Source organism: Mycolicibacterium sp. Y3 (assembly GCF_051188035.1).
Taxonomy (GTDB): domain Bacteria; phylum Actinomycetota; class Actinomycetes; order Mycobacteriales; family Mycobacteriaceae; genus Mycobacterium; species Mycobacterium fluoranthenivorans.
This window is the reverse complement of record NZ_JAVQLT010000001.1, coordinates 916903-943252: the sequence shown is the minus strand read 5'-3', so window position 1 is coordinate 943252 and position 26350 is coordinate 916903. Positions and strand designations below refer to the sequence as shown.

25 protein-coding genes are annotated in these 26350 nt (G+C 69.0%); 6 read left to right on the top strand and 19 right to left on the bottom strand.

Annotation, left to right across the window (positions count from 1 at the left end; translation table 11 throughout):
• Nucleotides 1–24: 24 nt before the first annotated feature.
• Entirely contained in the window at nucleotides 25–756 is a 732-nt protein-coding gene (locus tag QN239_RS04585) for an SIMPL domain-containing protein (RefSeq protein ID WP_499008358.1), read from the top strand.
• Here the strand turns inward: QN239_RS04585 and QN239_RS04580 are convergent.
• The 5 genes from QN239_RS04580 to dacB all read right to left on the bottom strand — a co-directional run bounded on the left by QN239_RS04580 (nucleotide 753) and on the right by dacB (nucleotide 7010).
• The gene (locus tag QN239_RS04580) at nucleotides 753–2987 is read right to left on the bottom strand and encodes a molybdopterin-dependent oxidoreductase (protein ID WP_499008357.1); all 2235 of its coding nucleotides are present in this window, start codon (nucleotides 2985–2987) and stop codon (nucleotides 753–755) included. The two genes, QN239_RS04585 and QN239_RS04580, sit on opposite strands and share 4 nt — an antisense overlap.
• Before the next feature lie 18 nt (nucleotides 2988–3005).
• A complete protein-coding gene (hpt, locus tag QN239_RS04575; RefSeq protein ID WP_170847137.1) occupies nucleotides 3006–3566 on the bottom strand; it encodes a hypoxanthine phosphoribosyltransferase in 561 nt (186 codons plus the stop codon).
• A gap of 62 nt (nucleotides 3567–3628) precedes the next feature.
• On the bottom strand, nucleotides 3629–4585 hold the full coding sequence (gene tilS, locus QN239_RS04570) for a tRNA lysidine(34) synthetase TilS (RefSeq protein ID WP_499008356.1): 957 nt from the start codon (nucleotides 4583–4585) through the stop codon (nucleotides 3629–3631).
• Complete coding sequence (locus QN239_RS04565) at nucleotides 4564–5628, bottom strand: Rv3626c family coenzyme F420 biosynthesis-associated protein (RefSeq protein WP_499008355.1); 1065 nt, start codon at nucleotides 5626–5628, stop codon at nucleotides 4564–4566. Before QN239_RS04565 ends, tilS begins: the two co-directional genes overlap by 22 nt.
• Nucleotides 5625–7010 (bottom strand): D-alanyl-D-alanine carboxypeptidase/D-alanyl-D-alanine endopeptidase, encoded by a 1386-nt coding sequence (gene dacB, locus QN239_RS04560; RefSeq protein WP_499008354.1) that lies wholly within the window; start codon nucleotides 7008–7010, stop codon nucleotides 5625–5627. Before dacB ends, QN239_RS04565 begins: the two co-directional genes overlap by 4 nt.
• A gap of 89 nt (nucleotides 7011–7099) precedes the next feature.
• Here dacB and QN239_RS04555 point away from each other — a divergent pair, with 89 nt between their 5' ends.
• From QN239_RS04555 to QN239_RS04540, 4 genes are all read left to right on the top strand, one after another.
• On the top strand, nucleotides 7100–7588 hold the full coding sequence (locus QN239_RS04555) for an inorganic diphosphatase (protein ID WP_090354106.1): 489 nt from the start codon (nucleotides 7100–7102) through the stop codon (nucleotides 7586–7588).
• Between the two features lie 110 nt (nucleotides 7589–7698).
• A complete protein-coding gene (locus QN239_RS04550; protein ID WP_499016587.1) occupies nucleotides 7699–8169 on the top strand; it encodes a 2-oxo-4-hydroxy-4-carboxy-5-ureidoimidazoline decarboxylase in 471 nt (156 codons plus the stop codon).
• Between the two features lie 17 nt (nucleotides 8170–8186).
• On the top strand, nucleotides 8187–9206 hold the full coding sequence (gene alc / locus QN239_RS04545; RefSeq protein ID WP_267292240.1) for an allantoicase: 1020 nt from the start codon (nucleotides 8187–8189) through the stop codon (nucleotides 9204–9206).
• Between the two features lie 20 nt (nucleotides 9207–9226).
• Nucleotides 9227–10363, top strand: a complete 1137-nt coding sequence (locus QN239_RS04540) for a serine hydrolase domain-containing protein (protein ID WP_499008353.1) — start codon at nucleotides 9227–9229, stop codon at nucleotides 10361–10363.
• Here the strand turns inward: QN239_RS04540 and QN239_RS04535 are convergent.
• Genes QN239_RS04535 through QN239_RS04495 form a run of 9 tightly spaced genes read right to left on the bottom strand, consistent with a single transcriptional unit; the run spans nucleotide 10348 to nucleotide 19775 of the window.
• Nucleotides 10348–11313, bottom strand: a complete 966-nt coding sequence (locus QN239_RS04535) for a 2-hydroxyacid dehydrogenase (RefSeq protein ID WP_499008352.1) — start codon at nucleotides 11311–11313, stop codon at nucleotides 10348–10350. The two genes, QN239_RS04540 and QN239_RS04535, sit on opposite strands and share 16 nt — an antisense overlap.
• A gap of 13 nt (nucleotides 11314–11326) precedes the next feature.
• Complete coding sequence (locus QN239_RS04530; protein ID WP_499008351.1) at nucleotides 11327–12676, bottom strand: enolase C-terminal domain-like protein; 1350 nt, start codon at nucleotides 12674–12676, stop codon at nucleotides 11327–11329.
• A gap of 19 nt (nucleotides 12677–12695) precedes the next feature.
• A complete protein-coding gene (locus QN239_RS04525; RefSeq protein WP_499008350.1) occupies nucleotides 12696–13502 on the bottom strand; it encodes an IclR family transcriptional regulator in 807 nt (268 codons plus the stop codon).
• On the bottom strand, nucleotides 13499–14221 hold the full coding sequence (locus QN239_RS04520) for a sulfite exporter TauE/SafE family protein (RefSeq protein WP_499016585.1): 723 nt from the start codon (nucleotides 14219–14221) through the stop codon (nucleotides 13499–13501). Before QN239_RS04520 ends, QN239_RS04525 begins: the two co-directional genes overlap by 4 nt.
• A 5-nt stretch (nucleotides 14222–14226) precedes the next feature.
• Nucleotides 14227–15219, bottom strand: a complete 993-nt coding sequence (locus QN239_RS04515; protein WP_499008349.1) for an ABC transporter ATP-binding protein — start codon at nucleotides 15217–15219, stop codon at nucleotides 14227–14229.
• Complete coding sequence (locus tag QN239_RS04510) at nucleotides 15212–16234, bottom strand: ABC transporter ATP-binding protein (protein WP_499008348.1); 1023 nt, start codon at nucleotides 16232–16234, stop codon at nucleotides 15212–15214. The genes QN239_RS04515 and QN239_RS04510 overlap by 8 nt, the downstream gene beginning before the upstream one ends.
• Before the next feature lie 11 nt (nucleotides 16235–16245).
• On the bottom strand, nucleotides 16246–17256 hold the full coding sequence (locus QN239_RS04505) for an ABC transporter permease (RefSeq protein ID WP_499008347.1): 1011 nt from the start codon (nucleotides 17254–17256) through the stop codon (nucleotides 16246–16248).
• A 9-nt stretch (nucleotides 17257–17265) separates the two neighbouring features.
• Nucleotides 17266–18195, bottom strand: coding sequence for an ABC transporter permease (locus QN239_RS04500; protein WP_499008346.1), 930 nt, complete (start codon nucleotides 18193–18195; stop codon nucleotides 17266–17268).
• 5 nt (nucleotides 18196–18200) lie between these two features.
• The gene (locus QN239_RS04495) at nucleotides 18201–19775 is read right to left on the bottom strand and encodes an ABC transporter substrate-binding protein (protein WP_499008345.1); all 1575 of its coding nucleotides are present in this window, start codon (nucleotides 19773–19775) and stop codon (nucleotides 18201–18203) included.
• A gap of 334 nt (nucleotides 19776–20109) precedes the next feature.
• Between QN239_RS04495 and QN239_RS04490 the strand changes: the two genes are divergently transcribed.
• The gene (locus QN239_RS04490) at nucleotides 20110–21090 is read left to right on the top strand and encodes a 2-hydroxyacid dehydrogenase (protein WP_499016583.1); all 981 of its coding nucleotides are present in this window, start codon (nucleotides 20110–20112) and stop codon (nucleotides 21088–21090) included.
• A gap of 17 nt (nucleotides 21091–21107) precedes the next feature.
• Here the strand turns inward: QN239_RS04490 and QN239_RS04485 are convergent, their stop codons facing one another.
• The 5 genes from QN239_RS04485 to QN239_RS04465 form a co-directional block, all read right to left on the bottom strand.
• The gene (locus tag QN239_RS04485) at nucleotides 21108–22031 is read right to left on the bottom strand and encodes a LysR substrate-binding domain-containing protein (RefSeq protein WP_499008344.1); all 924 of its coding nucleotides are present in this window, start codon (nucleotides 22029–22031) and stop codon (nucleotides 21108–21110) included.
• 27 nt (nucleotides 22032–22058) lie between these two features.
• The gene (locus QN239_RS04480; RefSeq protein ID WP_499008342.1) at nucleotides 22059–23324 is read right to left on the bottom strand and encodes a glucarate dehydratase family protein; all 1266 of its coding nucleotides are present in this window, start codon (nucleotides 23322–23324) and stop codon (nucleotides 22059–22061) included.
• Nucleotides 23324–24229: a 5-dehydro-4-deoxyglucarate dehydratase gene (locus QN239_RS04475; protein WP_499008341.1), complete on the bottom strand. Its 906-nt coding sequence runs from the start codon at nucleotides 24227–24229 to the stop codon at nucleotides 23324–23326. Before QN239_RS04475 ends, QN239_RS04480 begins: the two co-directional genes overlap by 1 nt.
• A gap of 32 nt (nucleotides 24230–24261) precedes the next feature.
• Nucleotides 24262–25818, bottom strand: coding sequence for an aldehyde dehydrogenase (NADP(+)) (locus QN239_RS04470; RefSeq protein WP_499016581.1), 1557 nt, complete (start codon nucleotides 25816–25818; stop codon nucleotides 24262–24264).
• Between the two features lie 124 nt (nucleotides 25819–25942).
• Nucleotides 25943–26335, bottom strand: coding sequence for a hypothetical protein (locus QN239_RS04465; RefSeq protein WP_499008340.1), 393 nt, complete (start codon nucleotides 26333–26335; stop codon nucleotides 25943–25945).
• Between the last annotated feature and the right edge of the window lie 15 nt (nucleotides 26336–26350).

Sequence of the window (26350 nt, the reverse complement as noted above, 5' to 3'; positions counted from 1 at the left end):
CCGTCCAGCCGCTAGGGTGCGAACATGCCCCTTGCACTGCGTGCCGCCATCCGTCTGGCCATGGTCGCCGCGACGGTTGTTGTCGGCGTCGCCGCCTGTGATGCGAAACCCGCCTCCCCTGCGTCGTCCGGCACCGACGCGCCGCGTCAGGTGACGGTGGTCGGCAGCGGCAAGGTGCAGGGCACCCCGGACACGCTGACGGTGTCGGCGTCGATGGAGGCCACCGCACCCGATATCACCGCGGCGCTGAACCAGACCAGCCAGCGCCAGCAGGCGGTGATCACCGCCCTCGGTGGCGCCGGTGTCGACAAGAAGGACATCAGCACCTCCCAGGTGTCGCTGCAGCCGCAGTACAACATCGACGGCTCCACCATCTCGGGCTATCGGGCCAGCAACTCGATCGAGGTCAAGATCCGCAAGATCGACTCCGCGTCGAACATCCTGTCGCTCATCGCCAACACCGGCGGCGAGGCCACCCGGATCAATTCGATCAACTACTCGATCGAGGACGACTCCCAGTTGGTCAAGGACGCCCGGACGCGCGCCTTCAACGACGCCAAGGACCGTGCCGATCAGTACGCCCAGCTGTCCGGGCTGACCCTGGGCAAGGTCATCTCCATCTCCGAAACCACCGGTGCCACGCCGCCGCCCCCGCCGACACCGATGCCGCGGGCCGCGATGGCCGAAGCCGTCCCGCTGGAGCCGGGACAGCAGACCGTCGGGTTCTCGGTGACCGTGGTCTGGGAGCTGACCTAGCCGGCAGGCACGATATCGACCGGGATGCCGTTGAGCACGGCGGTCCCCGACAACGGATCCAGCGCACTGCCGTCGTTGAGCTGATTGGCGTTCACGCCGGGCTCGGCCGCCGCGACGCCCAGCCTGGTGTCCGCACGGTCATGACCCCAGCCGTGCGGCAGCGACACCACACCGCGGCGCAGGCCCGGCGTCACCTCGACCGGCACGATCACTTCGCCACCGGGTCCGCGCACCTTCGCCGAATCGGTCAGGCCGAGTTCGGCAGCGTCGTCGGGGTGCACCTGCAATGTGCACCGGTTGCTGCCGCCGGTCAGCGCTGCGACATTGTGCATCCAGCTGTTGTTGGACCGCAGGTGCCTGCGCCCGATCAGCACGTACGCCTCGCGTGCGCGGCCGATCGACTCCCGCAACCGGGCGGTGTCGGCGACCAGCGCCGGTGGCGCCAGCTCCACCTTGCCCGACGGCGTCGAGATCACCTGCGCCAGCCGTGGTTTCAGCGGACCCAAGTCGATCCCGTGCGGCGCCGCCGTGACCTTGTCCAACGTCAGCCCGTCGGGATCGGCACCGAACCCGTCGCCGTACGGACCCAGCCGCAACATCATGTCCAGCCGGCGTTCGTACCCACGCACCCCGGTCAGCACCCCGGCCAGTTCCTCGACCGGCCGGCCGTGCACGGGTGAGTTCGGATCGGTGGTCGCCTTGGCCAGGGTTGCCGCGATCACCTGGTCGTCGACCAGTCCGGGATCGCCGTGCGGGCCCACCCCGTACAGGATCAGGGCCAGCCGGGACAGGATCTCGGCTTCATCGGGCCGGCCGTCGGCCGGGGGCAGCACGGGTGGGGTGTAGCGCACGTTGTTGTGCACGGCCAGGTTGTTGAGCGCGAAGTCGAAATGCGGGCTCGCCGAGGGCGGCGGCGGGGGCAGGATGACGTCGGCGTGCCGGGTGGTCTCGTTGAGGTAGGGGTCGACGGACACCATGAACCCGACACCCGCGAGCGCTCGGTCCAGCCGGGCACCATCGGGCGCCGAGAGCACCGGATTGCCGGCGATCGTGATGACCGCCTTGAGCTGGCCATCGCCCGGGGTGTCGATCTCCTCGGCCAGTGCCGCCGCGGGCAGTTCGGAGAGCACCTCGGGATGCCCGGACACCCGGCTGTGCCAGCGGCCGGTGACGAACCCGCGCCCCGGCCCGGGTTTGCGCGGCGCGGGAGCCGCCGCGCCGAGCGGGAACATCGCTCCGCCGGGCCGGTCCAGGTTGCCGGTCAGGATGTTCACCACGTCGACGAGCCAGCTGCCCATGGTGCCGAATTCGACTGTGGACGTGCCGATTCGGCCGTATACCGCAGCCGAGGGTGCCGCCGCGATCTCGCGGGCCAGCTCCCGGATCTCCGCGGCGGGCACACCGCAGTGTTCGGCGACGGTCTCCGGTGCGAAAGCCTCGGCCAGCGCGCGCACCTCATCGACACCGTCGACCAGCGCGGCGATCTCCCCCAGGTCGGCGAGTCCCTCGTCGAACAGGACGTGCACGACCGCGAACAGCAGCGCGGCGTCGGTGCCGGGTCGTGGCGCGAGATGACGATCCGCCAGCGCGGCGGTCCGGGTGCGCGCCGGATCGATGACGGTGAGGCGGCCGCCGCGGCGGCGCAGGGCCCGCAGCTTGCCGGGAAAATCGGCGGCGGTGGCCAGAGATCCGTTGGACACCATCGGATTGGCGCCGATGATCACCAGGTGGTCGGTGTGATCGATATCGGGCACCGTGAAGGCGACGGGGCTGCCGAACAGGTAGCCCAGCGAGACGTGTTTGGGCATCTGGTCCAGCGTGCTCGCGGAGAACACCTGCCGGGTGCCCAGCGCCTTGACGATCACGGGCGCGTACAGCGCTCCGGCGACGGTGTGCGCATTCGGATTGCCAAGGTAGACACCGACCGATGTCCCACCGTGGGCGGAGAGGACACCACCGAGGCCGGCGGCGACCGCATCGAAGGCCTCGTCCCAGCTCGCGTCGACCAGCACGCCGTCGCGCCGGATCAGCGGGCGGCTCAACCGGTCCGGGTCGTTGTCCAGTCCGGGCAGGCTGGCGCCCTTGGGGCAGATGAAGCCGGCGCTGAACACATCGTCGGCGTCGCCTCGAGCGTGGGTGATGCGGGCCGCGCCGTCAGACCGGTCGATGGTCACGACCAATCCGCAGGTGGCCTCGCACAGCGGACAGATCCGAAGGGCTGATTCGGTCATCACCGCATTCTGCGCCGTCTACGGGTGCTCGTACACCTTGGGTTCCAAGGTGCCGATGAACGGCAGGTCGCGGTAGCGCTCGGCGTAGTCGAGGCCGTACCCGACCACGAACTCGTTGGGGATGTCGAACCCGATGTGGGCGATGTCCACATCGGCGCGGACCGCCTCCGGTTTGCGCAGCAGCGCGCACACCCGCAGCGAGCGCGGGCGCCGGGTCGCCAGGTTGCGCAGCAGCCAGGACAGCGTGAGCCCGGAGTCGACGATGTCCTCGACGATCAGCACGTGACGGTCGTTGATATCGCGGTCGAGGTCCTTGAGAATCCGCACCACCCCCGAGGAGGAGGTCGAGGACCCGTACGAACTGACGGCCATGAACTCCAGCTGGGTGGGCAGCGGGATGGCGCGGGCCAGGTCCGTGACGAACATCACCGCGCCCTTGAGGACCGTGACGAGCAGAAGATCGTCCTCGCCCTCGACCAGCGGGCCGTAGTGCTCGGCGATATCGGCCGCGAGTTCGGCGGTGCGCGTCTGGATCTGCTCTTCGGTGTACAGCACCGACTTGATATCGCCGGGGTACATCTCGGCGGCGGATTGCGCGGGCACGCCCACAGCGTGCCACGTGAACCCGCCGTGCTCCAACGTCACACAGTTTCGGTGTGCATCGTGAGCACCCCGTCGCGGCGGCCCGCGAACAGCCGCGCCCCCCGCAGCGCGGATCCGACGGCCACCCCGCCCTGCCCGCGCCACGCGGTGACCAGCGCGTCCACCCGGCGGATCTGCAGGCTGGTGAGATCGCGGGCACCGCCACCGAGCAGCCACAGCCTGATCACCCGACGTCGCACCGCGGCCGGCAGCGCGGCCAGTGCGGCGGTCTCCAGGCCCTCGCCTCGCCGCACCTCCGGCAGGGTCCGCTCGGCCAGCGCGTCCAGGGCCTCGGTGTCCTCGCGCAGTGCGGCGGCGGTGCGGGCCAGCGCGCCGGCAACCCCGCCGCCGAGCACCTCCTCCAGCAGCGGCAGGACCTCGGTGCGCAACCGGACCCTGGTGTAGCGGGGGTCGGCGTTGTGCGGGTCCTCCCAGGGAGCCAGGCCGAGTTCGGCGCACGCGGCCCGGGTCACCGCGCGGCGTACGGTCAGCAGCGGGCGGCCCCACGGTGCGTCGAACTCGCGCATGCCGGCGATGGACCGGGCGCCCGAACCGCGGCCCAGCCCGAGCAGCACCGTCTCGGCCTGGTCGTCGAGGGTGTGTGCCAGCAGCACGGGCAGCCCGGCACGCGCGTGATCCAGTGCTCGGTAGCGCGCCGTCCGGGCCGCTCCTTCCGGCCCGCCCGCGACACCCACGTCCACCGTAAGAATCTGTGCGTCAACGCATCCCAGCTTCAGCGCCTGTTGACGGGCGGTCTGCGCGACGGTGGCCGAGCCGGCCTGCAGGCCGTGGTCGACGATCAGCGCGACCGTCGGACGCAGCGCCGCCGCCACGGCGGTCAAGGCCAGCGAGTCCGCGCCGCCGGACAGTCCGACGCACCAGCGCTCGCAGTCGTGCGCTGCGGCGAACGCGCCGACCGCGGCGCGCAGTTCGGCTACAGCACCCGGTCGATCCACCGTTGCGGCTCTTCGATTTCCGGGGGCAACGGCAGCGTCTGCGCACTGGTCCAGATGGTGTTGAAGCGGGCCATGCCGACCCGGCCGACCACCTCGTCGACGAAAGCCTTACCGCGGGTGTACTGGTTCATCTTGGCCTCGAAGCCGAGCAGCGCGCGGATGATCCGTTGCAGCGGAGGCTGTTTGCGCTGCCGGCGATGATCGAACCGGGCCCGGATGGTGGCCACCGACGGCACCACCGCCGGCCCGACGGCATCCATCACGTGCTCGGCATGCCCTTCCAGCAAGGTGCCCAGCACCAGCAGCCGGTCCAGCGCCTGGCGTTGCGGTTCGGCCTGCACGGCCCGCAAAAGTCCCACCACACCGCCCGGATTCTGTTCGGCCACTTCGTCTTTGCGCTGATCACGCACATAGGCGGCGAGCCTGCCGGCGACCTCTCCGACCTGCTCGCCGGCATCGTGGGTCAGCGTCGCCAGCGAGGACGACATATGCTCGGCCAGCCACGGATTGGCCCGGAACTGCACCCGGTGCGTCACCTCGTGCAGGCACACCCAGAACCGGAAATCGGTGGGATCGACCTGCAATTGCCGTTCCACGGCAATGACATTCGGGTACACCAGCAGGAGTTCCCCGCCGGTGCCGTCGGGTTCCGGGCCGGCGGCGAAGGGATCGTACTGACCGAGAATGCCCGAGGAGATGAAGGCCAGCACCGCGCCGGTCTGCGCACCGGTGAGTTTCGAGGTCAGGAATCCGCCGGGAGTATCGCTTCCCCCGGTCATCACCCGCATCGATCCGGTGGCGGCCCGGACCCATTGCGGGCGGTCCACCACCCGCGCTTCGGTGATGTCGGCGCCCTCGTTGAGCCCGGTCACCTCGCGGACCGGTTGCTCTGCGCGGCGGGCCAATTCGGCGAGCTGGGCGACGGCCTGATCTCGGGTGTAGTCGGTGGTGGCCGGGGCGGGGCGGGCCAGTTTCGCGCCCACGGTGGCGGCCAACTCCCAGTCGACGGCGCCACCGATGGTCAATTTGGAGGAGTCGCTCATCCGCCGCACCCACAGGACCGCAACACCGCGGCCAGTGCGTCCAGCGACGTCCGGCCGGTCGGCCCGGCGTTGTTGGACATCAGCGCGAACGTCAGCACCCGCCCGCTCTTGTCGGTGACGATGCCGGCCAGGGTGTTCACCGCCGTCAACGATCCGGTCTTGGCCCGCAGCCAGCCCGCGGCGGACTTACCGGCATCGGTGTCCAGGTAGCGGTTGGACAGCGTGCCGCTGCCACCGGCGATCGGCAGCACGTCCACCAGCGGACGCAACCGGGGGTGCTCCCCGCTCACCGCGGCGGCGACGGCACCGTCGAGCGTGTTGGCGGTCAACCGGTCATCGACCGACAGGCCACTGGAATCGACCAGCACGGCGCCCGCGGTATCCACGCCGACGCCGCGCAACTGAGTCAGCACCGCGGCTACGGCGCCGTCGAAGCTCTGCGGGCGGTTCAGCGCCGCGGCAACCTCGCGGCCGGTCGATTCGGCCATCACGTTGTCGGATTCGTTCATCATCTGCCGGAGCCGCTCCAGCAACGGCGGCGACTTCACCGAGGCGATCTCCCGGGCATCCGGGACCGGCCCGGAGGCGACGGTCACGCTCGCGGGATCCACGCCCAGCGCGGCGGCCAGCGCGCGCCCGGCGTCCAGGCCCGGGGTGGTGGAGCGTCTCGACTCGGCGGACACCGGCTGGGTGCGGCCGCCGTCGAGCATCACCGACTCCATCGGGGCGATGTCGCCGCCGTCGATGTCGGCGGGATCCCAGCCCGGCGCCATGGTGGGCCCGCTGTACGCGGACAGGTCGACCTGCACCGCGGTCACGGTGGCGCCGCTGCGCCGGACCTGATCGGCCAGATCGCTGATCCTGGCCGCCCCCTTGTACCAGGTGGGTTTGTCCGCGGGTGCCGCCGACAGCGTCGGGTCGCCGCCGCCGTGCAGCACCACCAGACCGGGTGTCGGGCCGGCCAGCACCGTGGTGGTCAGCGTCGCGTCCCGGTCCAGGGTGGCCAGCGCGGCGACGGTCGTGAGCACCTTGTTGGTCGAGGCCGGCAGCATCGGGATGGTGGCGCCCTGGGCCCACAACTCGGCCCCGGTGCCGGCGTCGGTCACCCGGCCGGTCAACGCCCCCAGGTTGGGGTCGGCCAGCGGACCCGCCAGCGCAGCGGCCAGACCCGCCGGGGACGGCTTGTCGGTGTCGTCGGCCAGGGCCTGCACGCCGGGCGCGGCGGTCGCCGGGGCGGGTTGCGGCCGTACCGCGTCGGTATTGCGGGCCGAGGTGTCACCCGAGGTCAGCACCGCGGCGACCCCGATGACGGCGGCGACGAGCACCAGTACCACCAGGCCGATCACCAGGTGGGTGGATCGGCGCCACCGAGCGGGCCGCATATAGAGCAGGGTATCGGTACCTCTAGGGTGGACCCGCGTCGTCAGGTGGCGACCCCCACAGACACAGTGCCCATGGAGGAGCTTTGAGCGTGCAGTTCGACGTCGTCATCGAGATCCCCAAGGGATCGCGCAACAAGTACGAAGTGGATCACGAGACCGGGCGGGTCAAGTTGGACCGCTACCTCTACACCCCGATGGGCTACCCCACCGACTACGGGTTCTTCGAGAACACCCTCGGCGAGGACGGCGACCCGCTGGACGCGCTGGTGCTGCTGCCCGAGTCCGTTTTCCCCGGCGCGATCGTCGAGGCCCGGCCCGTGGCGATGTTCCAGATGACCGACGAGGCCGGCGGTGACGACAAGGTGCTGTGCGTGCCCGCGGGTGATCCGCGCTGGGATCACATCCAGGACCTCAGCGATGTGTCGTCCTTCGAACTGGACGCCATCAAGCACTTCTTCGTGCACTACAAGGACCTGGAGCCGGGCAAGTTCGTCAAGGCTGCCGACTGGGCCGGACGCGAGGCCGCCGAGGCCGAGCTGGCGCGCTCCGTCGAGCGTTTCAAGACCACAGGTCACTGATCGGCTCGCCGGGCCGAGCCCGCACTTTCGCTTTGGTAAGTGATTTAGCACTGCCGTAACACGGGGTAACGCCGCCGTGCTTTCCGCCTTCGATCATGGGCTTTGTGCTGATGCATCAAGGGATCGGCCTGGACGCGTTCAACGCGTTGCCCGAACGCAAAGCGGTGCACGCACTCTACGAGTGCTGTCACTGCGTGACGCTGGCCGGTGATCTGGCCGGCGGGCGGCCCTATCCCGATCACAACAGCCTGTTCCGGCGCGCGGACGCGCTGCTGTTCGCCCTGTCCGAGCAGTCCGTCGACGCGATCCTGCAGGCCTATCCGTGCTCGGTACGGCCCTGCGACGACACCGAGCGGGCCGCCCTGCGAACCGCCGAGGAGAGCTACCGGGACCGGTTCGGCTTCGATTATGTGATGTACGTCGCGGGCCTGTGCGCGCCGGACGTGCTCACCACCATCGCCGACCGCATGCACAACGATCTCGAGACCGAGCGCAAGGTGGTGCGCAACGAGCTGGCCAAGATCAACCGGACCCGGTTGGAGCGGATGCTCGGGCCCGAGGGCGGGTTCGACAACTGGTGAGCCACTAGGCTCGGTCCGTGAGCAGTAGTACCCCTCCACACTTCCTGGCCTTCCCCGATCTGGCGTCGCGTGCCGCCGGCGGCGCGGTGATATGGGCCAACGACGATCTGTTTGCCGAGAAGGAGAACCTGATCACCCCCGCCGCGGCCGAGTTCCGGCCCGCGACGTTCGGGCACAAGGGCCAGGTCTATGACGGCTGGGAGACGCGGCGGCGCCGCGGCGCCACCGCCGATTCCTGCGATTCGGCGATCGTGCGACTCGGGACCGCCGGCGTGGTGCGCGGTGTGGTCGTCGACACCGCCTGGTTCACCGGCAACTATCCGCCGCACATCTCGGTCGAGGCGGCCAACGTCACGGGTCATCCCTCGGTCGAGGAGTTGGTGCACAAGACCGAGTGGACGCCCATCGTGGAGCGCAGCGCGGTCAACGGCGACACCCGAAACCCGTTCCAGGTCAAATCAACCCAACGGTGGACGCATGTGCGTCTGTCGATGTACCCCGATGGCGGCATTGCGCGGTTCCGGGTACACGGCGAAGGTCTGCTCGATCCCAGCTTCGCCGAGGCGCTACCCCTGGATCTGGCGGCACTGGAGAACGGTGGCCGGATCACCGCCTGCTCCAACATGTTCTACAGCTCGCCGAACAACCTGCTGCTGCCCGGCACGCCGCGGCACATGGGTGAGGGCTGGGAGACCTCCCGGCGCCGTGATGCCGGGAACGACTGGGTGCAGGTGCACCTGGCGAACCAGGGCGTGCTGGCTGCCGCCGAGCTGGACACCTCCTACTTTGTCGGTAATGCCCCGGGCTGGGCGCGACTGTCGGGCCGGGACGGCACCGGCGACTGGTTCGAGTTGCTGCCGCGCACCGATCTGCAACCCGATACCCGGCACCGGTTCCTGATCCAGGACGACCGCCCGGTCACCGAGGCCCGGCTCGATATCTACCCGGACGGCGGGATGGCCCGGTTGCGCCTGTTCGGCACATTGACTTCACAAGGGCTGCAACAGGTTCGACAGATCTGGGCTGCCAGCTCCTGAATCTGGCAGATGATGGCCCGATGACCTTGCAAGGACATTGGGACGACCGCTTCGCTCAGGTGGCCGCGGCGCTGGAGACCGCCATCGCCGAGGGCGAGGAGGTCGGCGCGGCCATTGCCATCGATATCGGTGGCCAGACCGTCGTCGACATGTGGGGCGGTCATGCCGACGCCGCCAGAACCAGGCCCTGGGCCGCGGACACCGTGGTCAACGTGTGGTCGTCGACCAAAACCGTCACCGCCCTGGCCGCGCTGATGCTCATCGATCGCGGGCTGATCGCCGCACACGACCGCGTCGCCGACTACTGGCCCGAGTTCGCCGCCAACGGTAAGGACGGCGTGCAGATCCGCCACCTGCTCACCCACTCCTCCGGTGTCTCGGGCTGGGATCAGCCGGTGGTCCCCGAGGACATCCTGGATTGGGACAGATCCACCGCCGCGCTGGCCGCCCAGGCCCCGTGGTGGGAACCCGGCACCGCGTCCGGCTATCACGCCCTGACCTACGGGCATCTGATCGGTGAGGTGGTGCGCCGTGTCACCGGCAGCCCGCTCAAGGACTTCGTACGGGACGAGATCGCCGGACCTCTGGGCGCGGACTTCCAGATCGGCGCAGCTCCCGAGGACGCCGATCGGATCGCGGAGATCATCCCGTCCACCGAACCTTTCGCGCTTCCACCGATGGATCAGTGGCCGGAGCCGATGCTCAAGACGTTCACCGGGCCGGCCCCCGAGCCGGGTATCGCCAACACGGCGGCCTGGCGCGCGGCCGATATCGGCGCGGTCAACGGACACACGAATGCCCGCGCGCTGGCCAAGATCCTGTCGGTGATCTCACTCGGCGGCACCGTCGACGGCGTCACCCTGCTACGGCCGGAGACCGTCGAGAAGATCTTCGAGGTCCAGCTGGAGGGACCCGATCTGGTGCTCGCGGGCCATCCGTTGCGCTGGGGCCTCGGATTCGGCCTGCCGAAGCCGGAGACGATTCCGTATGTGCCGGACGAGAAGATCTGTTTCTGGGACGGCTGGGGTGGGTCATGGGAGACCATGAACCCCGACCGCCGCGCGACCATCGCGTACGTGATGAACAAGATGGGCCCGGGAGTCGAGGGGTCGCCTCGCACCGACCGGTACTTCCGGCTGATCTACGACGCCCTCTGAGACACCACATTCAGCAGCGGTTCGGCGCGGTACAGCCGGCCGATGTTGGCGGCGATATCGTCGGCCCGGCCCGCGAAGGTGTCCGAGGTGACCCCCGAGGAGTGCGGGGTCATCAGGATGTTGGCCAGCTCGTGGAACGGCAGGTCGGCGGGCGTGCCACCGCCGGTGCCCGGTGCCGGGTAGCGATACCAGACGTCGATCGCCGCGGCGCGGATCTTCTTGTGCAGCAACGCCTCATACAGCGACCGTTCGTCCACCAGCGGCCCGCGGCCCACATTGATCAGGACACCGTCTGGCCCCAGGGCGCGCAACTGGGCGGATCCGATCATGCCCGTGGTGTCTGCGGTCAGCGGCGCGGAGACGACGACCACCTCGGATTCGGCCATCAACCGGTCCAGCGATGCCGTGGTGGCGGCCCAGTCCAGGCCGCACGCAGGGTCGACCCGGCCCGTCCCGGTCACCGCCGCGCCGGTGCATCCCAGGGCGCGCAGCAGTTCCCAGCAGCGCCGGCCGATGTGCCCGAAGCCGACAAAGCCGATCCGGGCCGCACCCAGGGTCGGCAACTGCGGCAGCACATCGTCGTACACCGGGGTGGCCCACACCTGTCGGCGCAAGGCCCGATCCTGAGCCAGGAAGTCGCGCCGCAGCAGGATGGCGGCGCTCAGGACATACTCCGCAATCGAACGTTCATGGTGAAAGGTGTTGGCCACCTGAACATCCGGGCTCAGTGCCGTGAAATCGACCCGGTCGGTCCCCGCGCCGGCGACGTGGACGAGCCGCAGTTTCTCGGCCACAGTCGCCATTTCGGCGGTGAACCGGCCACCCACGAACACCTCCGCCGTGCGCAGCGCCTGCTCGTCCCCCCACACGACGGTGACATCGGCGGGCAGCGCGGCTTCGAAGCGGGCCCGGTGCGGCACCAGGTTGCGGTCGGCGACCAGAATGCACATGCTTACACCTGTCTCACAGATCACGCAGCAGGGCAGGGCGTTTGCTGTCGAAAGTCCAGCCGGGGATCAGGTACTGCATGGCCACCGCATCGTCGCGGGCACCGAGCCCCTCGGCCAGGTAGAGCTCGTGCGCGGCCGCGACGCGGTCCTCGTCGAGTTCGACACCCAGCCCCGGTTTATCCGGCACATCCAGGTACCCGTCGACGATCTGGTAGGGCGCCTTGGTGATCCGCTGACCGTCCTGCCAGATCCAGTGCGTGTCGATCGCGGTGATCGCCCCGGGTGCCGCTGCGGCGACATGGGTGAACATCGCCAGGGACACGTCGAAGTGGTTGTTGGAGTGTGAACCCCACGTAAGCCCCCAGGCGTCGCAGAGCTGTGCGACACGCACCGAACCGTTCATGGTCCAGAAGTGCGGATCGGCCAGCGGGATGTCCACCGCACCCGAGCGGATCGCGTGCCCCATCTCGCGCCAGTCGGTGGCGATCATGTTGGTCGCCGTCGGCAACCCGGTCGCCCGTTTGAACTCGGCCATCACCTCGCGACCGGAGAACCCGCCTTCCGGGCCGACCGGGTCCTCGGCGTAGGCGAGAACCCCGGTCAGTTCCCGGCAGGTGGTGATCGCGTCGGCCAGCAGCCAGCCGCCGTTGGGATCCAGGGTGATCCGGGCGTCCGGGAACCGGTCGGCCAGCGCGATCACGGCCTTGGCCTCGTCGGCCGCGGGCAGCACCCCGCCCTTGAGTTTGAAATCGCGGAAGCCGTACCGTTCGCGGGCGGCCTCGGCCAGCCGCACCACGGCTTCGGGTGTCATCGCCTCGTCGTGCCGCAGGCGCAACCAGTCGTCGGCGCCGGCCTGTTCATCGGCGGCCGACCGGTAGGCCAGATCCGTCTTGGTGCGGTCGCCCACGAAGAACAGGTAGCCCAGCGCCTGCACCCGCGTGCGCTGTTGTCCGTCACCGAGCAGCGCCGCGACCGGAACCCCGAGATACTGGCCGAGTATGTCCAGCATCGCTGATTCGACGGCGGTGACGGCATGCACGGTGACCCGGAGATCGAACGTCTGGGCGCCGCGCCCACCGGCGTCGCGGCCGGCGAACTCACGCCGGATATCGGCCAGCACGGCGTGGTAATCACCGATGGCGCGGCCCTCGATGAGCGGCCGGGCATCGGTGAGGGTGCGCTCGATCGCCGCGCCGCCGGGCACCTCACCGACACCGGTGTTGCCGTCGGAGTCCTGCAGAATCACCAGGTTCCGGGTGAAGAAAGGCCCGTGGGCGCCACTGAGATTCAACAGCATGCTGTCGTGCCCGGCGATGGGTACCACCCGCATCCGGGTGATGACCGGGGTCTTGTGTGTGCTCATCAATCCACCTTTTCGATCGCTACTGCGCAAACCATTTGTCCCCGTTGGCGACCGGGCGCAGCACCCGGCTCACCTTGTCCCCCACCGCGCACAGCGCCTCGACGAGGTCGGCCTCGCGGTCCGGCGTCAGCCGTGCGATGGGCACCGAGACGCTGATCGCGTCCTGCGCGGGGCGGCAGTGCCGCAACGGCACCGCGAAGCACCGCACGCCGGTGGTGTTCTCCTCGTCATCGGTGGCGTAGCCGCGGATCCGGGCGATCTCGAGCGCCTCCTCCAGCGCCACCCGATCCGTCACCGTCCGCGGGGTCAGCGCGACCAGCTCGGTGGGGATGTGCGCATCGCGCTCGGCGCCGACCCGTTCGGCCAGCAGCACCTTGCCCAATGCCGTCGTGTGGGCAGGCAGCCGCCGGCCCACCCGGTTGGTGGTGCGCTGGTACTGGCGGGACTCCCGGGTGGCCAGGTAGACCACGTCGCAGCCGTCCAGGCGCCCCAGATGGAACGTCTCATCCCAGACACCGCGCAGTTCGTCGAGAAAGGGGGTGATACTCGGCAGGTAGGGGTCGGTGTCCAGGTAGCTGGTTCCGACCAGCAGAGCCCGGATCCCGATGCTGTACAACGTGCCCGACTCGTCGCATCGCACCCAGCCCTGCGCGATGAGGGTGCGCAGCAGGGCGTGCGCGCTGCTACGCGGCATATCGAGTGCGACGCTGACATCGCGGACGCGCGTCGGCTGGTCGTGGCGATCGGCCAGGTACTCGAGCAGTTCGACGGTGCGTACCGCCGATTTCACGCCGGACGAGATCTTGCGCACTGCGGGTTCGCTCATATCAGTCCCATCTGCTGGACGACGAGGAGGACGGCGCCGGTGGCCGAGGCGGTGATCGCCGTCCACCGCTGCCGCCGTGGGTTCAACAGCCGGTTCGCGTAGCGGGACAACACATATCCGCCGACGGTCGCCGGTATCAGGACGGCGCATGCCACCACGGTGTGCCGGTCGACGGCACCGGTGAGGGTCAGCATCGTCAGCGACATCAGCGAGCCGATGAGGAAGAAGCCGGCCATTGTGCCGCGCAGCCGGGGACCGCTGCTGCGTTGCCACACCAGCGCCATCGGCGGCCCACCGATGGACGTCGCGGTACCCAGCACCCCCGAGGTGGCTCCGGCCAGCACGAGGTTGCGCCGCCGCGGTGCGGGCACCCAACCCATGCTCGTCAGGGCGACCCCGCCGAGTACCACCGCGGCGATCAACATCGCCAGTGCCCGTTCCGGTATCGCGGTCAGGATCAGGGCACCGGCGATCGTCCCGGGAACCCGGCCGACCAAGGCCCAGCCGGTACCCGTCACATCGATGGCGGTCCGCTCACGCAGGACCACCATGAGCGTGACGATGGCGGCCAGCATGATCAGGGTGCCCGGGATGAGACCTGGATCGACCAGGGCGACGACCGGAGCGGCCAGCATGCCCAACCCGAAGCCGATCGACGCCTGCAGGCAGGACGCGATCAGCACCGCGATCCCGATGATCGCGTAACCGGACAGGCTCAGCTCGCTCACGCGCTGTGTGACAGCGCTGTCGATGCGCCGAGCGGATGGTGGCATTCCGCGGAGTGCCCGGCCACCGTCGGGTCCAGTGCCAGCGGGGGTCGTTGGCTCGCGCAGATCTCGGTGGCATGCGCGCAGCGGGTGCGGAACCGGCAGCCCGACGGCGGGTTCAACGGGGACGGCACTTCCCCCGTGAGCAGGATGCGGTCTGCACGCTGTGCGGCATGCAGTTTCGGGGCGGCCGACATCAGCGCGGCGGTGTACGGATGTTCGGGGTGGTCGAACACCGCTTCGGTGGGCCCGGTTTCGATGATCCGGCCCAGGTACATCACGGTGACCCGGTCGGCGACATGTCGCACCACCGACAGGTCGTGCGAGATGAACACGTAGGAGATCTTCAGTTCCCGCTGCAGGTCGTTGAGCAGGTTGAGCACCTGAGCCTGCACCGAGAGATCCAATGCGGAGACGGGTTCGTCGCAGATGATGATGTCCGGGTTCAGTGCCAGTGCCCGCGCGATGCCGATCCGCTGGCGCTGGCCGCCGGAGAACTCCTGGGGGTATTTGCCGAAAGCCTTGGCGCCCAGCCCGACCATGTCGAGCAGCCCCCGCACCCGCATATCGCGGTCTTTGCGGGACGGGTGGAGCGTCTTGTGGGTGCGCCACGGCTCGGCGATGATCTCGGCCGCCGTCATCCGCGAGTTCAGCGAGGCGTACGGATCCTGGAAGACCATCTGCACGCGTCGACGGAATTTCAGCAGATCCTTGCCGCGCAACCGATACGGGTCGATCCCGTCGAAGCTGACGGTGCCGGCGTCCGGCTGCTCCAGCATCATCAGCGTGCGCGCCAGGGTGGACTTGCCGCAGCCGGATTCGCCCACCAGGCCCAGGGTTTCGCCGCGGCGCAGGTCCAGGTCGATACCGTCCAGGGCGCGCAGCTTCTTGCCCCCTGCCGCCCGGAAGCTCTTGGCCAGCCCGCGCACGGACAGCAGTTGGTCAGACATTCTGGACCTCCCCGGAGAAGTGGCATGCGGATTGCCGCGTCGGCCCGACCGCGGCCAGTTCCGGGCGGGTGTCCCGGCACGGCTCGCGCACCAGGGGGCAGCGGTCCTGGTAGACACAGCCTTGCGGGATGGAATGCAGGTCCGGCGGCGACCCGCCGATGGATTTCAGCTCGGCGCCGCGTTCGGCGCTGACCGGGACGGAGTCCAGCAGGCCCTTGGTGTAGGGATGCTTGGGATCGGCGAACACCTCCGATACCCGCCCGGTCTCGACGACGGTGCCGGCGTACATCACCGCGACCCGGTCGGCCTCTTCGGCGACGAGCGCCAGGTCGTGGGTGATCAGTACGACGGCCATGTCGAACTCAGCGCGAAGGCTTTTCAGCAGCGCCATGATCTGCGCCTGCACCGTGACATCCAGTGCGGTGGTGGGCTCGTCGGCGATCAGCACGCGGGGGTTGAGCGCGACGGCCATCGCGATGAGCAGTCGCTGGCGCATCCCGCCGGAGAACTGATGGGGGTAGGAGTTGATCCGCTCCTGCGGCTGCGGGATACCCACGCGTGCCATCAGCTCGATCGCCTTGCGCCTGGCCTCTTTCGCCTTCATCCCGTGGTGGATCCGGAACGGCTCGGCCAACTGGGTGCCCACGGTGTAGAGCGGGTTCAGCGCCGTCAGCGCATCCTGGAACACGATGGCCAGTTCCGGACCGGCCAGCTTGCGCCGGGTCTTGCGATCGACCGCGAGGACATCCGTGTCGCCGACCCGCGCCGAACCCGCCACCACATCGGCAACCGGCTCCAGCAGCCCGACCAGTGCGGTGGCGGTCATCGACTTGCCACAGCCGGATTCCCCCAGCAGCGCCAGGGTTTCGCCGCGGTGGGCGGTGAACGACACATGGTCGACGGCGCGGACCGTGCCGGTGATGGTGCGGATGTCGACGGTCAATCCGTCGACCCGCAGCGCCGGGTCGGCATCGGGGTGGGTGGCGACGGGCGGCTGTTCTACCACGGCGGTCATCACGGTGCCTTTCATGAGAGGCGCTTTCCGGTTTTGGTGAAGCGGGACAGGCGTTCTCGCCTGGGCAAGCGAAGCGACGGGAACCGGTTCGGCACGGTGAGCCGCCACCGCTGCCCGGGATCGGTGGCGATACGGGCCCAGGCGGCCAGGATGGTGGCCGAGACCGTGGTGATGACGATGGCCACGCCGGGGAAGAACGACAGCCACCAGGCGGTGTGCAGGTAGGTCCGGCCTTGGGCGACCATCAGGCCCCAGCTGACGTCCGGCGGCTGGATGCCGATGCCCAGGAAGCTCAGTGAGCTCTCCGCCAGCATCACGTAGCAGAAGTCCAGGGTGGCCACGGTGAGCAGGGTGGGCAACACGATGGGCAGCACATGCCGGATGATGATCGACGAACCGCTGGCGCCGAATGTCCTTGCCGCGTCGACGAATACGCGGCTGGACAGCTCGGCGGATTCGGCCCGGGCGGTACGCAGATACACCGGGATGCGGGTGATGGCCAGCACCAGCACGATATTGGCCGCGCTCGGCGAGAACACATAGAGCACGACGACTGCCAGCAGCAGCGACGGGAAGCTCATGATGACGTCGGCCACCCGCATGGCCACCGTCTCCCGCCAGCCGCGGTGGTAGCCGGCCCACATGCCGATCACCGAACCGACCACGGCCGAGATCACCACGGCGGGGATCGCCACCGACAGCGTGGTGCGGCAGGCCACCACAAGGCGGGCCAGCATGCTGCGGCCCAGCGGGTCGGTGCCCAGGATGTTGGCCCAGCCGTGCGCCAGGGTGAACGGCGGCTGATTGGAGTTGTCCAGGTCGATGTGGGTGGCCAGCCCGCCCATCAGCATCGGGCCGAAGACGGCGGTGAGGATCACCAGGCCGAGGACCACCGCGGCGACGGTGGCCACCCGGTCGTTGAGCAGCAGGCGCATCCACGTGGAGCGGGCGTTCGGTGTGGTCGCCGGTTCGCCGACGACGGCGGTGGTGGGTTTGACCGGTACGAGATCGATCTGAGTCATGTTGTTGTCCTAAACCTTTGCCGGTTCCCGGACGCGGGCGTCCAGCAGCGCGTAACAGGCGTCGATGAGGATGTTGAGCAGGAAGATGCTGACGGCGGTGAGCAGCACCGCAGCCTGCAGCACCGCGAAGTCGCGTTGCAGGATCGCGTCGATCATCAGCTTTCCGATACCCGGCCAGCCGAAGATGGCCTCGACCACCACCGCACCGTTGATCAGGCCGACGGCCAGGTCGCCGGCCACTGTCAGCGCCGGTGCGGCGGCGTTGCGCAGCGCGTGGTGGGTGACCACCCGGAAATCGCCGGCGCCCTTGCTGCGGGCCAGCCGGACGTACGGGGCCGACAGCGCCGAGACCATGGCGCCTCGCACCACCTGGGTGAGCACGCCGAGCGGACGGATCATCAGGGTGGCGATGGGCAGGATCCAGGACAGCACGCCGGCGTCGGTACCCGAGGTCGGTAGCACCCCGAGCAGCACCGCGAACAGCCAGACCCCGGTGATCGCGAACCAGAAGTCGGGGATGCTGGCCGCCGTCATGGACAGCAGGCTGGAAAAGCGGTCGGCCAAGGAGTTCGGCCGGTACGCCGCCCAGCATCCGACGATGACGGCGCCGACGATCGCGAGCGCCATGGTGGTCACCGCCAGTTGCAGGGTGGCCGGGAAGGCGCGCAGCGCCATCTCCGAGGCGGATTCACCGGTGCGCAGTGAGGTGCCGAAGTCCAGGTGCAGCACGCCTTTGAAGTAGTCCATCAGCTGCGCGATCATCGGTCGATCGAATCCGTGTGACTGCGCGAACGCCTCACGCTGGGCCGCGGTGGCCGACTCCGGGAGGTAGAGGTTGGTGGGATCACCGGTGAGTCGGGCCAGCAGGAACACCCCGAGCAACACGATGACGAGCGGGATGGTGCTGGTGTACATGCGGCGCCTGACGAAGGAGAACATCGGGTTCAGCTCCTGTCGGACAGGTCAGAGCCGTTGCCGGCCTTGGTCATCTCGGCCAGGCGCATCTCGTCACCGGTGGCGGAGTTGGGGGTGTAGTGGATCCGGGGCGCGAGGCCGATGATCCCCTTCATGTGGGCGATATAGGCGAACTGCATGATCTGCTGCGGCTCCTCGGCGAACAGGGTGGCGAACGCGTCCTGGCGGGCCTGACCGGTGAGGGCTTCTGCGGCTCGGATCTTTGCGTCGAATTCCGGTGTGCCGTAGGCGCTCTGCGGGCCGTCGGAGAGCATGTACTGGTCCATGGTGAAGGCGGCGTCACCGGCCTGGTTACCGTGCTGGATCATCAGCAGGTACGGCCCGGTGTTCTCCGGAAAGGGCCGCAGCTGGTACTGCAGCTGGCCCGCGGTGTCCATCATCTCGATCTTGACGTTGAGGCCGATCTCGGTGAACTCACTCTGCAGGACCTCGATGGTCTCGGCGATCTTCGGGAACTGGGCGGTACGCCCGATCAGCCGGATCTGCCTGTCCACCGGCACGCCGTCCGCCTTCGCCTCGGCGACAAGAGCTTTGGCCTTGTCGGCATCGTGTGGCCAGAGGGCCAACCGATCGTTGTAACCGACCACACCCTTGGGGATGAGTTGCGAGGCCGGATCGCCGAGGCCGCGGAACAATGCCTTGACGATTCCGGTCCGGTTGACGGCGTAGTTGACGGCCTGGCGTACCCGGATGTCGTTGAGCGGCGCCTCGCCCGCCTGCATCCGCAGGGCGGTGGTCTCGTTGTTCTGGAACGGGACGCCCCGGTCGCCGGCGCCGTCCTCGGGGCCCAGAGAGGTGGCGATGTCGGCCTCGTCGTTGGTGATCATCGCTGCGCGCACGCTGCCCTCGCTGCGCCACTGATATTCGGCGTGCCCGAAAGCGGGTTTGGCACCCCAGTACCGGTCGTTGCGCGCCAGCACCAGCTTCTGGCCGTACTCCCAGTCGGCGATGGCGTACGGGCCGGTGCCGATGGGTTCGCGCACCTTCTCCGTCATGCTGGTGCCGCGGGGCACGATCTCCACGAACGAGATACGCAGCGGCAGAATCGGATCCGGCTTCTCGGTGGTGATGGTCAAGGTGTTGTCGTTCGGGGTGGCCAGCTTCAGCTTCTCGTCGCCGAACACGTAGCCGTCGACATTGCACTGCAGGTCCGAGTTGACGGCCCGGTCGATCGCGAAGGCCGCGTCCGCGGCGGTGAACGGCGCACCGTTGGAGAAGGTGACCCCGGACCGGATGTCGAAGGTCCATTCGGTGGGCGAATTCTGCCGCCAGCCGGTGGACAGCAGCGGTTGCAGGTCACCGGTGTCGGGCTCGCGTTCGATGAGCGGTTCGGTGATGTTGGAACGCACCACGATGCCCGTCGAGGTCAGCGAGCTCTCACACGGCTCCAACGTCGGCGGCTCCTGCGAGATGACCAGGCGCAGGGTGTCCGGGTCGTATCCGCCGTGGCCCGAGTTGGCGACGGTGCAGCCGCCGGTGAGCAGGACGGCACCCGCCAGGGCCAGCGCGGTCATGCGCAGGCGGGCGGGCGAAGTTGCGGCCATCTGATCCTCCGGTTCGGAAAGGGCTGTTCCGTGTGATGTCCATGTATGTGGACGGAATCTGTGACGGTAGACACACCGTAGGAGTGGGTCCGGAAACCCGTCAACCCCGGCCAAAAGGGCGAATTCAGTGTTTTCCGGTCTCGTCCGACGTCCGTTCGGCGCCGCATTTTTGCCACTTGAACAGGCGCTTTATCCCGAACGAGCGGACTTTGATACCCGCAAGCCACCAGGGTTTGGCCTGTTATGCGGGTTCAGCATCAACCCATGCTATTTCCGTGTTGGACAGGTATTCCCGGGCATCCTTAGCGTGGTGAGCGAAGAGAAAGGCACCACCATGCCCCGTTCCGTTCCCGACAGCGCACGCATCCTGCAGGTCGGACCGCTCAAGCCCTCCCTGGCAGAGACGCTGCGCACCGAGTACGACGCCCTGGTCCTGCCTGAGGACCCCGCCGAACGCGCCGGCTTCCTGACCACCCATGGTGCCCACGTCACCGCCGTGGTGACCTCGGGCCGCACCGGGGTGGACGCCGCCCTGATGTCGGCACTGCCCGCGCTGGGCGCGGTGGTGAACTTCGGGGTCGGGTACGACACCACCGATGTCGATGCGGCGGCCGCCGCAGGTGTCGGGGTGAGCAACACCCCGGATGTGCTCACCGACTGCGTCGCCGACACGGCCGTGGGGCTGATGATCGACGTGCTGCGCCGGTTCACCGATGCCGACCGCTACCTACGGGCCGGCCGCTGGCCCGTCGACGGCAACTACCCACTGACCCGCCAGGTCAGCAACTCCCGCGTCGGCATCATCGGGATGGGCCGTATCGGCGGCGCAATCGCCAAGCGGCTCAGCGCTTTCGGTTGCACCATCAGCTATCACAACCGCCACCGGGTGGCCGATTCGCCGTACCGCTACGCCGTGTCGCCGGTCGAGCTGGCCCGCGACGTCGACGTCCTGGTGGTGGCCGCGGCCGGCGGCAGCGGCACCCGCAGCCTCATCGACGCCGACGTCCTGGAGGCACTGGGGCCGCAGGGTTACCTGATCAACATCGCCCGCGGCAGCGTCGTCGACGAGGACGCACTGGTGGCCGCACTCGGTGCCGGACGGCTGGCCGGTGCGGGCCTGGACGTGTTCGTCGACGAACCGAACGTCCCGGTGGAACTGCTGCGGATGGACAACGTGGTCCTGTTGCCGCATGTCGGCAGCGGCACGGTGGAGACCCGGGCCGCGATGGAAGCCCTCACGCTGCGCAATCTGGACGAGTTCCTGGCCACCGGACAGTTGGTGACACCGGTGCTGCAGCCCGCCGCGCGCGTCTGAGGACGCGCGCAACGCGGTCAGGTGTGCAGTTCCACCAGATCATCGGTGGTCCACTCACGGGCGGGCAGCACATCGCGCAGCAGCCGCAGCAGCGCCGGGTTGGTGCTGTCCCCGCGCCAGGCCGCATCGAGTTCGACCGGGCGCTCCCGGAACGCCCCGATGGACCGGAACACCACGCCCTCGGGATGCAGGGTGGCCGCCGACGCGGGCACCAGCGCTATCCCGATCGCGGAGCGCACCAGTACCAGCATGGTGTGCACCTGTGTCACGAACTGCACGTACCGCGGTGTGGCACCGGCGATGGTGAAGGCGCTGATGAGCAGTTCGTTGAAGTAGCGGGCCTGGATCGGCGAGTACATGATCACGTCCTGGCCGTCCAGGTCGTTAAGGGTCAGCTGACGCGCCTGCCCGACCAGCGGGTGCTCGGCGGGCAGCGCCGCGACCAGCTGCTCGTGCAGCAGTGGCCGGGACACGATGCCCGGCCGTTTCAGCGGTGGCCGGGCCATCCCCAGGTCGATCTCGCCGGTCATCAACCCCTCGATCTGGGCGGCTGAAACCATTTCGCGGAGTTCGAGTTTCACATCGGGAAGCTTCGCCCTGGTGCGTTCCAGCAGGCGCGGCAACACCGCGTGCGCCGACGCCGCGGTGAATCCGACGACCACGGTGCCCAGATCACCCGCGGGCACCCGCTTGACGGTCAGCGCGGCACTCTCGGCCAGTTGCAGGATGCGGCGGGCATCGGGCAGGAACGCGATACCGGCCGGGGTGAGCATGACCGAGCGGGTGGTGCGGTCGATCAACTGCACGCCCAGCTCGGCCTCCAGCTGCTGGATCTGCCGGCTCAGCGGCGGCTGCGTCATGTGCAGCCGTTCGGCGGCCCGGCCGAAGTGCAGCTCCTCGGCGACGGCGATGAAGCAGGACAGCCGGGCCAGCGAGAACATCGATGCAGTCTATGCGGGTCCGGGCCGCTACCAGCGTGGGCTGACCGCCGCGAAGGTCGGGTCGACGCTGCGCATGTAGCCGGTGTCATCGCGGTCGCGGATCCCGCACCGCAGGTACTGCTCATGCAGCGCAGCCAGTGCCTCTCGGTCCAGTTCGACACCCAGACCCGGGGTGACCGGGACGGCCACGCTGCCGTCGCGGATGCTCAGCACGCCCGGCGCGATCACATCTTCGGTCTTCCAGGGCCAGTGCGTGTCGCAGGCGTAGGTGAGGTTGGGCGTCGCGGCGGCCAGGTGCACCATCGCGGCCAGACTGATCCCCAGATGCGAGTTGGAATGCATGGACAACCCGAGCCCGAACGTCTCGCAGATCCCGGCGAGCAGCCGGGACCGGTGCAGGCCGCCCCAGTAATGGTGGTCGGAAAGAACCACTTTCACCGCACCCGCGGCGACGGCCGGGGCCAGCTGGTCGAACGCGACCACACACATGTTGGTGGCCAACGGCATCGGCGCCTGCGCCGCCACCTCGGCCATCCCGTCGATACCCGGCGTGGGGTCCTCCAGGTACTCCAGGATCCCGGCCAGCCCGGTGGCCACCTTCACCGAGGTCTGCGGCGTCCACGCGGCATTGGGGTCCAGCCGCAGCGGGTGGTCCGGGAACGCCTCGTGCAGCGCCTCGATGGCCGCCATCTCCTCCTCGGGCGGGAACACCCCACCCTTGAGCTTGATTGCGGTGAAACCGTATTCGCCGATCATCCGCCGGGCCTGGGCGACCAGACCGTCCGGGTCGAGCGCCTCGCCGAACTGGTCGGGCTCTCCTCCAGGATGCGCCGCCCATTTGTAGAAGAGGTAGGCGCTGAACGGCACCGCGTCGCGCACGGCACCGCCCAGCAGATCCGACACCGGACGGCCGGTGGCATGCCCCTGCACATCCAGGCAGGCCACCTCGAACGGTGAGAACACCTGGTCGACGGCGCTGGCGGTGGTGATCATCCCCGCGGTGCCCACCGCGGCGTCGTCGCCGCGCAGACGGTCGGCGATGGCGGCTCGAATAGCATTGAGGGCGAACACGTCCAGCCCGGTGATCGCCTCGGCCGCGGCGTTCAGCCGGGCCAGGTGCCGGGTGTCGGCGTAGGTCTCCCCCAGACCCACCAAGCCGGCGTCGGTGCGCAGTTCGATGATCGCCCGCAACGCATACGGCTGGTGCACCCCGACGGTGTTCAGCAGGGGCGGGTCGACGAAGGCGACCGGGGTGATGTCAGCGCCGGTGATCCGTATCGTCGCGGGCGCCATCACAGCACCGCGCGGCCGGCTTTGACGATCTGGGTGAGCTCGCTCAGGTGCTCGGGTGAGGGCATCACCAGTGGAGCGCGCACCGGTCCGGCGTCGATACCTTCCATCGTCACCCCCGCCTTGACCAGCGAGACGGCATAGCCCGGCACGGTGTCACGCAGCCGCACCAGCGGATGGAAGAACTCGCGCTGCAGCGCGGCCAGGGTCGCCTCGTCTCCGTCCTCCAGCGCCCGGTAGTAGGCGAGCGCCAGTTCCGGAGCGAAGGCGAAGGTCGCCGACGAGTACAGCGTCACCCCGATCGCGCGGTAGGCCTGCTGGGACACCTCCGCGGTGGGCAGACCGTTGAAGAACTGGAATGCCTTGCCCGACGGCGCAAGTGCGTCGGTGACGGCGCGCACGATACGCGCCACCCGGTCCACGTCACCGGTGCCGTCCTTGAATCCGACGACGTTCGGGATCTGGGCCACCTCGACCGCGGACGCTTCCGTGTAACGGGCGTTGCCGCGGTTGTAGACGATGACCGGTAGCTCGGTGGCGGCGGCGACCTCGCGGGTGTAGTCGACCAGACCCTGCTGCGACATCGTCACCAGATACGGTGGCAGCAGCAGCAATCCGTCCGCACCGGCGTCGGCGGCGGCCTTCGCGAACACCTTGGCCTGCGCCAGCGATCCGCCCGCACCGGCGTACACCGGGATCCGGCCACCGGTGACCACCACCGCGGTACGCACCACCCCGGCGAACTCCTGGGTCTCCAGCGCGTGGAATTCACCTGTGCCACAGGCGACGAAGACCCCACCGGGGCCGGCGTCGACACCCTTGGCGATATGCGCGGCCAGGGCTTCGAGATTGACCTCGCCGTGGGAGGTGAAGGGGGTGACGGGAAAGAACAGGACACCATCAAGCATGGGAGTACTCCTCGAGAGTTCGGTCATTGACGTCAGTCGTGGGTGAGTTGGCCGTCGATCCGGCGCCACACACCGTCGGGATTGCCGTCGGCGATGACGCTGGGCAGCAAGGCGTCGGGGACATCCTGGTAACACACCGGACGCAGAAAACGCTCGATCGCCCTGGCCCCCACCGACGTGGTGCGCGAGTCGGATGTCGCCGGGTACGGCCCGCCGTGCACCATGGCATGCCCGACCTCGACCCCGGTGGGCCAGCCGTTGAACAGAATGCGCCCGGCTTTGAGCTCCAGCACGGGCAACAGCTCGGCCGCCACCTGATAGTCGGATTCCTCGGCGTGCACGGTGGCCGTCAGTTGGCCTTCCAGGCCGGCGGCGACGGCCACCATCTCCTCGATATCGGCGCACCGCACGAGCACACTCGAGGCTCCGAACACCTCGGCCTGCAGCGCCTCGGTGGCCAGGAATGTCGCCGCGTCCGTGCTGAACAAGGCGGCTTGACAATAGGTCTCGCTGGCGGCCGCCTGGCCACGGGCTTCCTCGGTGGACACTGCGCGCAACGTGTCCACTCCCTTGGCGTAACTCGCGGCGATACCCGGAGTGAGCATCGGGGTCGCCGCGGCCGTGGCGAGCGCGGTGCCGGCCGCGGTCAGGAAGTCATCCACGCCGGGACCGTCCACCGCGAGCACCAGCCCGGGGTTGGTGCAGAACTGACCGGACCCCATGGTCAGCGACCCGACGAACGCCGCGCCGATCTCGGCACCACGCGCACGCAGCGCACCGTCGAGCAGGAACACCGGGTTGACGGCACTCATCTCCGCATACACCGGGATGGGCTCCGGTCGAGCGGCCGCCGTGGCCACCAAAGCCATTCCGGCAAAGCGTGATCCGGTGAATCCGACGGCTTTGATGCGCGGGTCGGCGACCAGCGCGACACCCAGCCCGGGGCCTGAGCCGAACAACAGCGAGAAGGTGCCCGCGGGCATCCCGCTCTGTACGACGGCGCGCGCGATGGCCGCCCCGACCAGCTCCGAGGTGCCCGGATGGGCGTCGTGCGCCTTCACCACCACGGGGCAGCCGGCGGCCAGCGCGGAGGCGGTGTCGCCACCGGCGACCGAGAACGCCAGCGGGAAGTTGCTCGCGCCGAACACCGCGACGGGACCCAGCGGCACCTCGCGCTGCCGGATATCCGGACGCCGCAGCGGGCTGCGGTCGGGTTGAGCCGGGTCGATTCGCGCGCCGTTCCAGCTGCCCTCGCGCAGCACCGCGGCGAACAGCCGCAGCTGGCCGGTGGTGCGGCCGACCTCGCCGGCGATCCGCGGCTCGGGTAGCCCGCTCTCGGCGACGGCGCGCTCCACCAATTCGGTCTTGATCGCCTCGATGCTCGCGGCCACCGTCTCCAGGAACTGGGCGCGCTGCTCCGAGGTGGTCGCCCGGTACGGGCCGAACGCCTCGGCGGCGGCGGTGCAGGCGCTGTCCACATGCGATTCGTCGCCGTAGCGGTAGGCGGGCTCCAACGTCTGGCCGGTGGCGGGATTGAATCCGCGGATTTCGGTACCGGTTCCGGCGACGGGGTTGCCGGCGATGAGCATCTGGCCGGTCGGGCGGGCGGTCAGTTGGGTGGTCACGCGTTCAACGCTAGGACCCCAATCAATTCATGTCCAAGACTATTTTGGCGCGCACTAATGCATGAATTGAATTGTCGATGGTGCGGACTCAGGCCGAGATACGACCCCGCTCGGCGAGCCTGCGCAACACGTCCTCGCCCAGCCCGCGCAGGTCCTGCGGGGAGGCCGCCGCGACCAGCGTCACCCCGTCGGCGACCTCGGCCGATTCGATATCGGCAATCAGCCCGGCCAGCCCGTCCACGGTTCCGGCGTACCGGACGCCCGCGGTCTTGCCGTCGAGCGACGCGTAGGCCGCCCGGACATCACCGTGCGCGGCCACGGTGACCTCGATGTCGAGAATCACCGCGACCCGTTCGGGGCCGCCCCGCAACCGGGCTCGGGCCCGCCGGGCCTGCCCGAGGTCGGCAGCCGTCACCCGCACCACCGGCTCGGCACCGGACGTCAACTCGCTCCACGCATCGTCTGCCAGGAATAACCGCACGCCGCCACAGTAGGT

Coding starts and splice junctions, on each gene's coding strand:
- QN239_RS04585 (WP_499008358.1), top strand. CDS start 25: ATGCCCCTTGCACTGCGTGCCGCCATCCGTCTGGCCATGGTCGCCGCG.
- QN239_RS04580 (WP_499008357.1), bottom strand. CDS start 2,987: ATGACCGAATCAGCCCTTCGGATCTGTCCGCTGTGCGAGGCCACCTGC.
- hpt (WP_170847137.1), bottom strand. CDS start 3,566: ATGTACCCCGGCGATATCAAGTCGGTGCTGTACACCGAAGAGCAGATC.
- QN239_RS04565 (WP_499008355.1), bottom strand. CDS start 5,628: ATGAGCGACTCCTCCAAATTGACCATCGGTGGCGCCGTCGACTGGGAG.
- dacB (WP_499008354.1), bottom strand. CDS start 7,010: ATGCGGCCCGCTCGGTGGCGCCGATCCACCCACCTGGTGATCGGCCTG.
- QN239_RS04550 (WP_499016587.1), top strand. CDS start 7,699: ATGCATCAAGGGATCGGCCTGGACGCGTTCAACGCGTTGCCCGAACGC.
- QN239_RS04540 (WP_499008353.1), top strand. CDS start 9,227: ATGACCTTGCAAGGACATTGGGACGACCGCTTCGCTCAGGTGGCCGCG.
- QN239_RS04535 (WP_499008352.1), bottom strand. CDS start 11,313: ATGTGCATTCTGGTCGCCGACCGCAACCTGGTGCCGCACCGGGCCCGC.
- QN239_RS04530 (WP_499008351.1), bottom strand. CDS start 12,676: ATGAGCACACACAAGACCCCGGTCATCACCCGGATGCGGGTGGTACCC.
- QN239_RS04525 (WP_499008350.1), bottom strand. CDS start 13,502: ATGAGCGAACCCGCAGTGCGCAAGATCTCGTCCGGCGTGAAATCGGCG.
- QN239_RS04515 (WP_499008349.1), bottom strand. CDS start 15,219: ATGTCTGACCAACTGCTGTCCGTGCGCGGGCTGGCCAAGAGCTTCCGG.
- QN239_RS04510 (WP_499008348.1), bottom strand. CDS start 16,234: ATGACCGCCGTGGTAGAACAGCCGCCCGTCGCCACCCACCCCGATGCC.
- QN239_RS04505 (WP_499008347.1), bottom strand. CDS start 17,256: ATGACTCAGATCGATCTCGTACCGGTCAAACCCACCACCGCCGTCGTC.
- QN239_RS04500 (WP_499008346.1), bottom strand. CDS start 18,195: ATGTTCTCCTTCGTCAGGCGCCGCATGTACACCAGCACCATCCCGCTC.
- QN239_RS04495 (WP_499008345.1), bottom strand. CDS start 19,775: ATGGCCGCAACTTCGCCCGCCCGCCTGCGCATGACCGCGCTGGCCCTG.
- QN239_RS04490 (WP_499016583.1), top strand. CDS start 20,110: ATGCCCCGTTCCGTTCCCGACAGCGCACGCATCCTGCAGGTCGGACCG.
- QN239_RS04485 (WP_499008344.1), bottom strand. CDS start 22,031: ATGTTCTCGCTGGCCCGGCTGTCCTGCTTCATCGCCGTCGCCGAGGAG.
- QN239_RS04480 (WP_499008342.1), bottom strand. CDS start 23,324: ATGGCGCCCGCGACGATACGGATCACCGGCGCTGACATCACCCCGGTC.
- QN239_RS04475 (WP_499008341.1), bottom strand. CDS start 24,229: ATGCTTGATGGTGTCCTGTTCTTTCCCGTCACCCCCTTCACCTCCCAC.
- QN239_RS04470 (WP_499016581.1), bottom strand. CDS start 25,818: ATGCTCATCGCCGGCAACCCCGTCGCCGGAACCGGTACCGAAATCCGC.